This is a genomic window from Chromobacterium amazonense (genome assembly GCF_001855565.1).
Classification (GTDB): domain Bacteria; phylum Pseudomonadota; class Gammaproteobacteria; order Burkholderiales; family Chromobacteriaceae; genus Chromobacterium; species Chromobacterium amazonense.
The window spans coordinates 42,297-54,571 of record NZ_MKCR01000014.1; the positions used below are offsets into that span (position 1 = coordinate 42,297).

General features: G+C 65.7%; 10 protein-coding genes. All 10 read left to right on the forward strand.

What is annotated here, in order from left to right; genetic code table 11:
- Positions 1-485: 485 nt before the first annotated feature.
- Positions 486-1,805: a sodium-dependent transporter gene (locus BI343_RS08605; protein ID WP_071109399.1), complete on the forward strand. Its 1,320-nt coding sequence runs from the start codon at positions 486-488 to the stop codon at positions 1,803-1,805.
- An 88-nt stretch (positions 1,806-1,893) separates the two neighbouring features.
- Entirely contained in the window at positions 1,894-2,604 is a 711-nt protein-coding gene (locus BI343_RS08610; RefSeq protein ID WP_169828996.1) for a substrate-binding periplasmic protein, read from the forward strand.
- Between the two features lie 60 nt (positions 2,605-2,664).
- Positions 2,665-3,900: a DUF1615 domain-containing protein gene (locus tag BI343_RS08615; RefSeq protein WP_071109401.1), complete on the forward strand. Its 1,236-nt coding sequence runs from the start codon at positions 2,665-2,667 to the stop codon at positions 3,898-3,900.
- A gap of 71 nt (positions 3,901-3,971) precedes the next feature.
- Positions 3,972-5,789 carry a DUF1302 domain-containing protein gene (locus BI343_RS08620; protein ID WP_139165683.1) on the forward strand — a complete coding sequence of 606 codons (1,818 nt, stop codon included), beginning with the start codon at positions 3,972-3,974 and terminating at the stop codon, positions 5,787-5,789.
- 122 nt (positions 5,790-5,911) lie between these two features.
- Entirely contained in the window at positions 5,912-6,364 is a 453-nt protein-coding gene (locus tag BI343_RS08625; RefSeq protein ID WP_071109402.1) for a (2Fe-2S)-binding protein, read from the forward strand.
- 10 nt (positions 6,365-6,374) lie between these two features.
- Entirely contained in the window at positions 6,375-8,543 is a 2,169-nt protein-coding gene (locus BI343_RS08630) for a xanthine dehydrogenase family protein molybdopterin-binding subunit (protein ID WP_071109403.1), read from the forward strand.
- A gap of 10 nt (positions 8,544-8,553) precedes the next feature.
- Complete coding sequence (locus BI343_RS08635) at positions 8,554-9,099, forward strand: hypothetical protein (protein ID WP_071109404.1); 546 nt, start codon at positions 8,554-8,556, stop codon at positions 9,097-9,099.
- Positions 9,100-9,106: 7 nt separating this feature from the next.
- On the forward strand, positions 9,107-10,099 hold the full coding sequence (locus tag BI343_RS08640; RefSeq protein ID WP_071109405.1) for an XdhC family protein: 993 nt from the start codon (positions 9,107-9,109) through the stop codon (positions 10,097-10,099).
- A complete protein-coding gene (locus BI343_RS08645) occupies positions 10,096-10,665 on the forward strand; it encodes a nucleotidyltransferase family protein (RefSeq protein WP_071109406.1) in 570 nt (189 codons plus the stop codon). The genes BI343_RS08640 and BI343_RS08645 overlap by 4 nt, the downstream gene beginning before the upstream one ends.
- A gap of 648 nt (positions 10,666-11,313) precedes the next feature.
- Positions 11,314-12,030 carry an ABC transporter permease gene (locus BI343_RS08650; RefSeq protein WP_071109407.1) on the forward strand — a complete coding sequence of 239 codons (717 nt, stop codon included), beginning with the start codon at positions 11,314-11,316 and terminating at the stop codon, positions 12,028-12,030.
- Positions 12,031-12,275 lie beyond the last annotated feature (245 nt).

Consider the following 12,275-nt stretch of genomic DNA (forward strand, 5'->3'; position numbering starts at 1 on the left):
CGGATGACGCCGTCGCGGGCTAAGTTCTTCTACTTAGTTTATTCGCTGAAAGCGGCGATTTCACGGACGCAATGTGTTGTCGACGCCCGCATCGGCATGCTGGCCGGGTAATTTGCAGGGTCGGCTGGCGAAACAGTAGAAACTGTCCGCAATCGTTGTTACATTTTGAAACGTATCCAGGATACATCTAGAGGACTGCGCGGCGCCACCACCCCCGGCGCAGCAGTAGTGTCGTTCAACCAACGATTCCCTCTCCCGGACTGGACCTGCCAGCGCCTTGTCCGCCGCCGCATCGGCGCGCGGGATGGCGCAGCGCGTCCGGTCATCCCTTTCCGCGGCAGCCTCAATGGGGCCGCTGCCGGAAGACCCCGCCGTCCGCCTTGCGCGGCGGCCGCCATGTCTGCTCCCCGCGCGAGGTTTTCGCCGGCCCATGCAGGCATGGCAAGCACCTTCAATAACAGCAATACGACAAAGAAGATTCAAACATGGCTAGATCTCAATGGGGCTCGCGCCTCGGTTTCATACTCGCGGCGGCCGGCTCGGCCATCGGGCTGGGCGCCATCTGGAAGTTCCCTTATGTGGCCGCCACCAATGGCGGCGGCGCGTTTCTGTTCGTTTACCTGGGCATTTGCCTGACGCTGGGCCTGGTGCTGATGCTGTCGGAGATGGCGTTGGGACGCGCCGCCAACGCCGGCGCAGTCGGCTCCTTCCGCAAGCTGGCCGGCGGCTTCTGGCCGGTGATCGGCTATATGGGCGTGCTGGTGTGCTTCCTGATTCTGTCGTTCTACAGCGTAGTCGGCGGTTGGACCATCGCCTACATCGGCAAATCGCTGGACGGCAGCATTCTGACCTCCGACGCCAAGGCGCTGGGCGACATCTTCGGCGGCTTCATCAGCCACCCGTCGCTGCCGCTGGCCTATCACGCGGGTTTCGCGCTGCTGACGCTGGCCGTGGTGGTGGGCGGGGTGCAACAGGGCATCGAGAAGCTGTCCAAGTTTCTGATGCCGGCGCTGTTCGCCCTGATGCTGCTGCTGATCGTCCGCGGTCTGACCTTGCCGGGGGCGATGGATGGCTTGGCCTATTTCGTGGCGCCGGACTTTTCCAAGCTCAGCGGCGCGATGCTGATGGATGCGCTGGGCCTGGCCTTTTTCTCCTTGTCGCTGGGCCTGGGCATCATGATCACCTACGGCTCTTATGTCGGCCGCGAGTCCAATCTGGTGGGGTCCGCGCTGTGGGTGATCCTGCTAACGGTGGCCACCTGCTTCCTGGCGGGCTTGATGGTGTTGCCGGCTGTGTTCGCCTTCGGTTTCGATCCGTCGGCCGGCCCTGGCCTCACTTTCATCACCATGCCGGCGGTGTTTGCCCACCTGCCGCTGGGCCAGCTGTTCGCCGTGATGTTCTTCTGCCTGTTGCTGCTGGCGGCGCTGACCTCGTCGGTGTCGCTGCTGGAAGTCATCACCAGCTTCGCCATCGATGAAATGGGTCTGTCGCGCCGTGCCGCCGCTTGCGGCATGGCGGCAGCCACCTTCCTGCTGGGCATTCCGGCTTCGCTGTCGCTGGGCGTATGGGGTGATTACCAGCTGTTCGGGATGAATTTCTTCGATCTGCTGGATTTCGTCACCTCCAAGCTGCTGATGCCGCTGGGCGAGCTGCTACTGGCGCTGTTCGTCGGCTGGAAGGTCTGGCCGGCGGTGCGCGACGAGCTGTCCGCGGTTTGCTCGCCGCGCGCGATGACGGCGATGCGCGGTTTCTGCATGGCGCTGGCGCCGGCCTTGATAGGCTGGATTCTGATCAGCGGTTTCTGATCCCAGGCTAGAAGTCCAAGGCAACAGACGGGAGGCGCGAGCCTCCCGTTTTGCTATGGTTGAGTCAGTACCGGCGACGGGAGCGACAATGGCTATATGGAGAATAGCTGCGTGGGCACTGTGCCTGGTGGTGGCGTGCCAGGCGCGGGCGCAGCAGGTGCAGATGCTGTTTTCACCCATGCCAGGGGTGTCGGAGCCAGCCACCGCGGGCGGCGAGCCTCGCGGCGTCGCCGTGGATATCCTGCATGAAATCAGCCGCCGTTCCGGCGTCGAAATGCATCTTGCTTTTTATCCGCAGGCACGAACGCGCCTGTTGGTGGAGCAGCAAGAAGACACTTGCATGCCGGTGGTGCATCTGGCCGAAATGTCGGCGCGCTACAAATGGAGCGCGCCGATGATGCAGATCCGCATGGTCATGCTGGCCAGACATGACAACCCGCTGATCGTGCGTAGCACGGAGCAGCTCAAGACGCTGCGTGTGGGGGCTGCGCGAGGCACCATGGTGGCGGAACGGCTGAAGCAGATGGGCGTGCCGCTAGACGAGAGCGCGGATTATCAGCATGGCCTGGAAAAACTTGGCTTGGGACGGTTGGACTTGTGGGCAATGCTTGACATAGGTCTACAGTCGCTGTCGCGCAGCATGGGCATGGCGCCGCCGCGGGTGGTTTGGGTGCTGGATACCCTGGATGTCTCTTTCGCCTGCAACCAGAAGATGGACAACGCGACGCTTACCAGCATCAATCAGGCCATCAGCGCCATGCGCAAGGATGGGACCATGGCCCACTTCAACCTACATTGATCGCGGCCATGCCAATCGTTCCCCCATTGGGCTAAACTGCCGCTTTTCACCGTTTGCGAGATGCCGTTGAAAGCCCGTCTGACCCTGTTGGCTGGCAGTTTGCTCGTCGCCGCCTGCGCCACGCCGCCCAAGTCTCCCACCGAATCCGCGCCCGTCGCGGCGCCTATCGAGCCGGCCTCCGCTCCGGCGGTTGAGCTGCCGCCGCCAGCGGCCTCCGCGCCGGTTGCCGCCCCCGTTGCGCCCAGACCTGTGGTCAAACCGGTGCAGCCGCCGCCGGCCATCGCCGAAAGCCAGGGCCGCGCCTTGCTGGACCGTTTGCTGCCGCCCGGCATCCCGGACCGCAAAGGCTGGACCAACGACATCATGGGCGCGTTCAGCCATCTGAAAATCCCGTACACGCCGCAGTTCTTCTGCGCGGTGCTGGCGGTGGCGGAGCAGGAGTCCGGCTTCAGCCCGGACCCGGTGGTGCCCAATCTGTCCAAGATCGTCTGGGGCGAGATCGAGCAGCGCCGGCAGAAATATCTGATTCCGCAGTTCGTGGTGGACGCGGCGATGAGCAAGACCTCTCCGGACGGGCGCACCTTCAAGCAGCGCGTGGACGCCTTGCGCACCAAGCGCGAGATGAACGCGCTGTACGAAGACATGGTGCGCGAGCTGCCGTTTGGCCAGACCATCTTCGAGCACAAGAATCCCATCCGCGACGGCGGCCCGATGCAGGTCAGCGTGGCCTTCGCCGAAACCCACGTCCGCGCCTGGCCGTATCCCTACCCGTATACCAACCTGCGCGATGAGGTGTTCACCCGTCGCGGCAGCGTCTACTTCGGCACGGCCATCCTGTTGCAATACCCGGCGCCTTACCATGACATGGTCTACCGTTTCGCCGATTTCAACGCCGGCCGCTACGCCAGCCGCAACGCCGCTTTCCAGCAGGCGGTGGCCAGGCTGTCGGGCCGCAAGCTGGCGCTGGATGGCGACATCATGCTGTACAACAACAAGATGAACCGCGATCTGTCCGGCGAGGTCAGCGATACCCAGCGCGCGCTGCAGTCCATCGCTGGAAAAATCGGCATGAGCGATGCCGAGATGCTGCGCGACCTGAAGCTGGAAAAACTGTCCGGCTTCGCCCAGACGCCGCTTTACCAGAAGGTGTTCGCGCTGGCTGGCTCCAAAGCGCCGCGCGAAATCATTCCGCAGATCGTGCTGGTCAGTCCCAAGTTCACCCGCAAGCTCACCACCGAGTGGTTCGCGCGCCGGGTGGACGGCCGTTACCAGCGCTGCCTGGCGCGCGGCGGTTGATCCGCTGACGCCCGTTTCTCCGCCGCCGCATGGGCTATCCTGAGACGGATGCTTGAACGGGAGACGGGCGCGTGCGAGCGTGGCGGTGGGTGGTGCCGGCGGGCCTGGCGCTGGGATCGGCGTCGGCCTGCCTGGCCGGAGAGATCGTGTTCGGAGACCGTGCCAGCAGCCTTGGCGACGGCGTGGAGCACTCCCTCGCAGGGGGATGGATGGCGAAGTGGCAGGGCGCGTTCGGCGTGGGCAATATCTGGCGCGCCGACCGCCCTTCCGCCAAGCTGATCAGCGGCGCCGGCATGGCGGCCCGCAATGACGGCGACCTCAATTACGGCAGGGGCGATACCGTGTCGCGCAGCGTGGACGGCTATCTGCAACTGCGCCTAGCCAGCGGCGACCATGGCGCGCAGCTGAGCGTAAAGGGCTGGTACGACCAGGTCTTGGCCGACGCAACGGTGCCGCATGGAAATGTGGCCAACGGCTATGTCCCGGGGCGGCTCAGCGACGCCGGTTTCGCCGCCTTGAGCCGCTTCGGCAACGCAGTGGCAAGCGACGCTTATGTCTTCGGCAGCGTCGACCTGGCGCAGCGGCCGCTGCGCTGGCGGCTGGGGCAGCAGGTCATTCCCTGGGCGACGCCCACGGTGTACGCCGGCGGATTGCAGCAGATAAACGCCTGGGATTACGCAGCCCAGTTCCGCGCCGCTTCGCCAGGCGAGTCCGTCAATGTGCCGGCGCCGGCCTTATACGGTCAATGGCAGGCCAGCAGCCGGCTCAGCGTGGATGGGTTTTACCAGTTCGCCTTCCGCGCCAACGGTTACCCAGGCTGCGGCACCTTCTACTCCATCAACGACTACATCCAGCCCGGTTGCGACAAGCTGACGCTGAACGGCGGCCTGCTGACGCTGCTGAACAAAAAGCAGGTGCAGACCACGGACGCGCAGTCGATTGCCAATCGCCTGGATTACCTGCCGCGCGCCGACGATCTGAGGCCAAGCGCGGGCGAATACGGCGTGGGCTGGCATTACCAGCTGCCGCGACTGGGCGCGCTGGGTCTGTTTTACGCCGATTTCACCAGCCGCAGCCCTTTGGCGCAAGTCGTGAAAACCGGTTCGGGCGCGGTGTTGACCGCGCCGGGGCCGGGCGGCGAGCGCGTGCCGCTAGCGCCGGCCGGGGACTATCGGGACGCTTTCCTGCCCCACCGCCGGCTATGGGCGGTCAACTTGGCCCAGGAAGACGAGCGCGGCCGCAGGCTCTATCTGGAATACAGCCTGCAACCGAACCGCGCGCTGATCTGGAACGGAGCGGATTTTCTGAATGGCACGCTGGCGGGGATCGGCCCCTTGGCCCACTTGAACCATTTGCCCGCTGGCGCGGTTCTGCGCGGCTACGACGAGTTCCGCGTATCGCAATGGCTGGCCAGCGCGCGTCAGCCCTTGCCACCTTCTCTGGGTCGGCAGGCCACGCTGGAGGGACAATTCGCATTGCGCCGGGTCAGCGGTCTGCCTGATCCGTCGGTGATGCGCTATGGCCGCATGGGTTTAGGCATGGCGCCGAGCGAAGCCTATCCCGCCTGTTCCAGCGACGCCGACACTTGCGCGCTGAAAGGCTTTGCCACGCCCACCGCCTGGGGCTGGCGCCTGAAGTACCAGAACCGCTTTCGGCCCTTCCCCGGCAGCTGGGAGTGGCAGCCGTATCTGTCCTACGCCTTTGATGCGGTGGGGTATTCCGACGATGGGCAGTTTTCCGCCGGCCGCCGCACGGCGGCGCTGGGGCTTGGCCTGGCATGGAGCAAAGACAGCTGGCTCGATCTGCGCTATGTCCGGACCGGAGGCGGGGATTACAACCTGCTGCAGGACCGCAGCACGCTGTCGCTCAGTGTCAAAACCCGCTTCTGACCCTGTTTGTGTCGGAGTTTGTCTGCTAGCCGAGACTTTCTATCTATAGTGATTCAACGGCCGGCATGGATAGCCGCGGCGATGGCTCCGCTACGCATACGGCTTGCGCACGGGAGGACAGAATGAAGCTAACCATTAATGGCAAACAGGTGGAGGTCCACTCCAGCCCGGACACGCCGCTTTTGTGGGCGCTGCGCGATGAGCTGGGGCTGACCGGCGCCAAGTTCGGCTGCGGCGCTGCCTTGTGCGGCGCCTGTACGGTGCTGAAAAACGGGCTGCCGATCCGCGCCTGCGTGACGCCGCTGTCCACGCTGGCGGCCGACGACAGCCTGACCACCGTAGAGGGCAATGACGACAAGGTGGCCAAAGCGGTCAAGCAGGCTTGGCAGGAGCTGGACGTGGTGCAGTGCGGCTATTGCCAGAGCGGGCAGGTGCTGGCGGCCACCGCGCTGCTCAGCGCCAACCCGCATCCCTCGGATCAGGATATCGATCAGGCGATGAGCGGCAATCTGTGCCGCTGCGGCACCTATCCGCGCATCCGCGCGGCCATTCATGCCGCCGCCAAGCTGCTGTAGGAGAACCGCGATGACCACTACCCGTTTGTCCCGGCGCGCCTTTCTGAAAACCGGCGCCGCCGGCGGGCTGTTGTGCCTGAGCTTTGCGCTGCAGGAAAGCGGCCGCTTCGCCCAGGCCGCCGAGGCCGCGCCGGCCATCCCGTCGCCGAATGCCTTCATCCGCATCGAACGCGACGGCAGCGTCACCATCGTCAGCAATAAGTCGGAAATGGGGCAGGGCATCTACACCTCGCTGGCGATGCTGATCGCCGAGGAGCTGGAGTGCGACTGGAACCGGGTGAAAGTGGTCTCGGCGCCGCTGGGCGCCATCTATGGCCACACGGTATTCCATATCCAGCTGACCGGCGGCAGCACCAGCACCATCAGCAGCTATGACCAGTACCGCAAGATAGGCGCCGCCGCGCGCGACATGCTGATTGCCGCCGCCGCGCAGCGCTGGCGCGTGCCGGCGACGCAATGCCGCGCCGAAAACGGCCGGGTGTTCAACAACGCCAACGCGGCTAGCCTGGGCTTCGGCGAACTGAGCGAGGCCGCCGCCAAGCTGCCGGTGCCGGACACCATAGCCCTGAAGCCGCGCCATCGCTGGAAGCTGCTGGGCACCCGCGTGCACAGGCTGGATGGCCCGGAAAAGCTGGACGGCCGCGCGCAGTTCGCCATCGATGTGCGGCTGCCCGGCATGCTGACCGCCTTGATCCTGCGTTGCCCGAGCTATGGCGGCAAACCCAAGCATTTCAACGCCGACGCGGCGCGGGCCGTGCCCGGCGTCAAGGCGGTGTTCGCCGTCAGCAATGGCGTGGCGGTGCTCGCCGACGGTTTCTGGCCAGCCAAGAAGGCGCGCGACCTGCTGCAGGCGGAGTGGGAGCCCGGCCCCAATGGCGGGCTGGATTCCACCACATTGCGCGACGAATATCGCGCGCTGGCGGCGCGTCCCGGCCAGGTGTACCGCCGCGCCGGCGATGCCGAGGCGGCGCTGAAAGGCGCGGCGAAGAAGCTGGATGCCTGGTACGAGGTGCCGTATCTGGCGCACTCGCCGATGGAGCCGCTCAATTGCGTGGTCTGGCTGAAACCGGACGGCATCGAAATCTGGAGCGGCACCCAGTCGCAGACCATAGACGCCGGCCTCGCCGCCGGCATGGCTGGGCTGAAACCGGAGCAAGCCACGCTGCATACCACGCTGCTGGGCGGCGGCTTTGGCCGGCGAGCCGTGCCGGTGGGTTCGGACTGGCTGCGCGAGGCGGTGGAGGTGGCCAAGCGCCACGGCCAGGACGTGCCGATCAAGCTGGTGTGGACCCGCGACGACGATCTGGCGGGGGCGTACTACCGGCCGATGTGGCTGGACAGGGTGCGCGGCGGCATCGATGCCCGCGGCAAGCCGGTGGCCTGGCTGCAGACCGGCGTCGGCCAGTCCATCATCGCCGGCACGCCGTTCGAATCCGCCCTGGTCAAGGACGGCATAGACGCGACGTCGGTTGAGGGCACGGTGGGCATGGCCTATGCCGTGCCGGCGCTGCAGCTGGACCTGCATACCCCCAAGTCCGCCTTGCCGGTGCTGTGGTGGCGCTCCGTCGGCCACTCGCACAGCGCGTTCTCCAAAGAATGTTTCATCGATGAGCTGGCCTTGCTGGCGCGGCAGGATCCGGTGGCCTACCGGCTGGCGCTGCTATCGGGCGCGCCGCGCGAGCAGGGCGTGCTGCGCGAGGCCGCCCGCATGGCCGGCTGGGGACGCAAGCTGCCCAAGGGGCATGGCCTGGGCGTCGCCGTCCACCCGTCTTTCGGCTCCTATATCGGCCAAGTGGTGGAGGTGTCGGTCAAGGGCAAGCAGTTGAAGGTGGAGCATGTGTGGTGCGCGGTCGATTGCGGCGTGGTGATCAATCCGGATCAGGTGGCGGCGCAGATGCAGGGCGGCATCGTGTTCGCGCTGTCCGCGGCCTTGTTTGGGGAAATCACGTTCAAGGACGGCGCGGTGGAGCAGAAGAATTTCGATAGCTATCCGCTGGTCAGGATGTTCCAGGCGCCCAAGGTGGACGTATCCATTCTCGCCAGCGAAGAGGCTCCCGGCGGCACCGGCGAGCCCGGCGGCGCGCCGACGGCGGCTGCGCTGGCCAACGCCATTCACGCCGCCAGCGGCAAGCGCCTGCGCGCGCTGCCCTTGAGCCGGCACGGCTACGTAGCGGTGTGAGGAGATGGGCATGAACACTGTATTCCGACTCCTCGCGCTGGCGGCCTGGCTGCCGTTTGCCGCATCGGCCGCCGACGATTCCGCGGCCTCGCGCCAGGCCTTCGGCGAGATGGCCAAGGTGCTGCAGTCGCCGCGCTGCCTGAACTGCCACACCGTCACCAATTTTCCGCGCCAGGGCGACGACCGCCATCCGCATGCGCAATTGATTCAGCGCGGCGCGGACAATATGGGCGCGCCAACGCTGATGTGCTTCGCCTGCCACCAGGCGGCCAACTCCGTCGACGGCCTGGTGCCGGGCGCGCCCAATTGGCATCTGGCGCCGCTGAGCATGGGCTGGGAAGGGCTCAGCGCCGGCCAGATGTGCCGCAAACTGGTGGACAAGCAAGCCAACGGCAACCGCGATGCGGCGGCGCTGGCGGCGCACATGACAGCCGATCCGCTGGTGCAATGGGCTTGGCATCCCGGTGGCAACCGCACGCTGCCGCCGTTGTCGCAGGCGGATTTTCACGACGCGGTGCGGCGTTGGGCCGGCAACGGCGCTTATTGCCCGAAGTGAGGCGGCGATGCGCGGCAACGAAGAGGAAGTGCTGGCTCAGGCCTTGGCCTGGCTGGAAAGCGGCCGGCGCGCCGCCTTGCTGACGGTGCTGGGCACCTATGGCGCGAGTCCAAGGCCGCCGGGATCGATGGCGCTGATCCGCGACGACGGCGCGATTTTCGGCTCGGTGTCCGGCGGTTGCGTCGAGGACGACCTGCGGCGCGAGATCGCCGGCGGAGGTTTCTTCGATGGCGGTCCGGCGGTGCGGGTGCGCAGCTTCGGCGTCAGCGTGGAGGAGCGCCAGCGCTATCGCCTGCCCTGCGGCAACAGCCTGCGGGTGGCGGTGGAGTGCGCGCCGGACGCCGCGCAGCTGGAGGCCCTGCTGCAGGCGGCGCGCGCGCGGCGCCCGTTGTGGCGCCATGTCCGTTACGGCGACGGCTCGGCCAGCTTGGCCGAATCGGGGCCGGACGCGGCATTCGCCGAGGACGAGACGGGCTTCAGCGTGCGGCACGGCGCGCGCTGGCGTTTGCTGATCATAGGCGCGTCGGAGTTGGGCCGTTATCTGGCGCAGATCGCTGTCACGCTGGACTACGCGGTGACGGTGTGCGAGCCGCGCGAGGAATACCGTCAGGACTGGCCTTTGCCCGATGTGCCGCTGTCGTCCGAGATGCCGGACGATCTGGTGCTGGCCTTCGCTTGCGACCGATACGCCGCGGTGGTGGCGGTGACGCATGATCCCAAACTGGACGACCTGGCGCTGATGGAGGCGTTGAAGCTGCCGTGCCAGTATGTCGGCGCGCTGGGGTCGGCCACCACCACGCTGAAGCGCAAGGCCCGCCTGGCCGAGCATTTCGGCCTGACGCCTGAGCAACTGGACAGGCTGCATGGTCCGGTCGGGCTGGCGATAGGCTCGCGCACGCCGGCCGAGATCGCGGTATCCATCGCGGCGGATCTGGTCGCCAGCCGCAGCGCCTTGCAGCGCGCGGCGGCCACCGAGGTGCCGCAGGCGTGCCGGGCATGATAGCCGGGTTGGTGTTGGCGGCCGGCAGCGGCAGCCGTTTTGGATCGGACAAGCGCCAGGCCTTGCTGCCGGATGGCCGCTCGCTGCTGGAGGCCAGCGTCGGCGCTTTCATCGGCCAGCTAAGCGAGATAGGGCTGGTATTGCCGGAGGATGATGCGTTTGGCCTGGCTTTATGCCAGCAGATGGGGCTGCGGCCCTTGCCTTGCGCGCTGAACCGTTCGGGCATGGGCCACTCGCTGGCTTGCGGCGTGGCGTGGGCGCTGTCCTTGCCGGATTGCCGCGGCGTGGTGCTGGGCTTGGGCGACATGCCTAACGTCCGGCCTCATACCGTGAGCCAGGTGGCGGCGGCCTTGTGGCAAGGCCGGCTGGTGCTGCCGTGCCACGACGGCAGTCCAGGCCATCCGCGCGGCCTGCCCGCGGCCTGCCTGCCCGGTTTGCTGGACCTGGGCGGCGATATCGGCGCGCGCGACGCGCTGGACTGGAGCCAGGCCTTGCGGCTGGATCTGGATGATCCCGGCGTCTTGCTGGATATCGATACGGCGGACGATTTGCAGCGCGCCGGTTGACGATCTTGTCAGTCCCCTTTTGGGATGGGCAGCTCAGTCAGCGTGCTGCGATGCCGCAATCTCGTATGAGCGTAAGCGCGCAAGGCCTAGGGAGAAATGGCCTACGCGCTGCGGGGTGATATTCAGCCAAAGACAATCCCCAAAAATTTCATGCTCTTGGCGAGATTTGTGATGGGAAGCGGGTCTGGCTGGGCAGGGTGGGGCGCTGCTTGTCCAGAGCGGAGTGTTTATGTATGCAAAATCATTGCCTTATCTGGTTTTTGGTCGGGGCGGTATCCGGTTCTGCCGTCCTGGGCGAGGGTGGGGCTGGCTATTTTGTCCGGCCGGACTAAGGTTGCGCTTAAAAGTACAAATGGATGAATGTTTACAGTTTTTTCCTTGCCAATCCTTAAACATCAATATTCTAATGGTGTTTCTGAATATTAGATAATTTGCATGTTTATTGGCGAGGTGTTATAGTATTTGAAAATTCGCCGGCGCGTCATGCGCCACTCAATTGTCGGGCAAGCGCCCGCTCCCGCGTTATACGCATTCCATATCCGGTTTCGCCGGGTGTCTTGAAAATCTACTGGCAGCTCTCTGGTTGTCGCGATCATTACAGCGGATCGCAGACGGTTTGTCCGTCGCTATCCGCCAAGGAGGACGCAGATGCACAAAAGAGCGTTTGGCAAGCGCAGCATGTTTTGGCTGACCTTGGCCGCCCTGGCGGCGGCTGGGTTGTATTACGGCCTTGGCCCGGCCGTGTGGGCGGAATATCGAGAAGATCTGGTCTATCTGGGCCGGCAGCATCTCTATTTGGTTGGCGTGTCGATGGCGCTGGTGCTGGCGATGGGCCTGCCCTGCGGCGTTCTGTTGAGCCGGCCGCGCTTGCGCTGCCGCGCGGAGTCCTGGATGCAGGTCTTCAATGTCGGCAATACCCTGCCGCCGATGGCGGTATTGGCTTTGGCCATGGTGGCGGTGGGCATCGGCGACGCGCCGGCCATCGTCGCCTTGTTCCTTGCCTCGTTGTTGCCCGTCGTGCGCAACACCTATGCCGGCCTGGCCGGCTTGCCGCCGTCCATGCTCGAGGCTGCCGACGCCCTGGGCATGACGCCGCGGCAGCGGCTGTGGAAAGTGGAGTTGCCCAATGCCTTGCCGGTCATCCTGTCCGGCGTGCGGGTGGCGCTGGCGCTGAATGTCGGCACCGCGCCGCTGGCCTTCCTGATCGGCGCCAGCAGTTACGGCGAGCTGATCTTTCCCGGCATCTACCTCAATAACCACACCGCCTTGTTGCTGGGCGCCGGCGGCACCGCGCTGATCGCGCTGGCGCTGGACCAGCTGGTGGCCGCGGCCGGCCGCCTGGCCGCCGCGCGCGGCATCGCCTGAGCGGTGTGTCGGCAACAGCCCGCCTTGGTGGGCAAGGGGCTGTTGACGTTTGGTGAGTGGATCGCGTTTGAGCCGATTTGGTCCGGAAGCGAGGCGCACAGTCCGACGCATAGTCATTCTATGCAAGGGCTGGGCAACGCGGCTTCCGGCCCAAAGCGGCCAAACCCGCAGGGCCGGGCGCCTTTCGCGCCGACTCTTCGTTGTTCCGCGCTGGCAGAGAATGACTATGCGGCGCGCGAAACGCC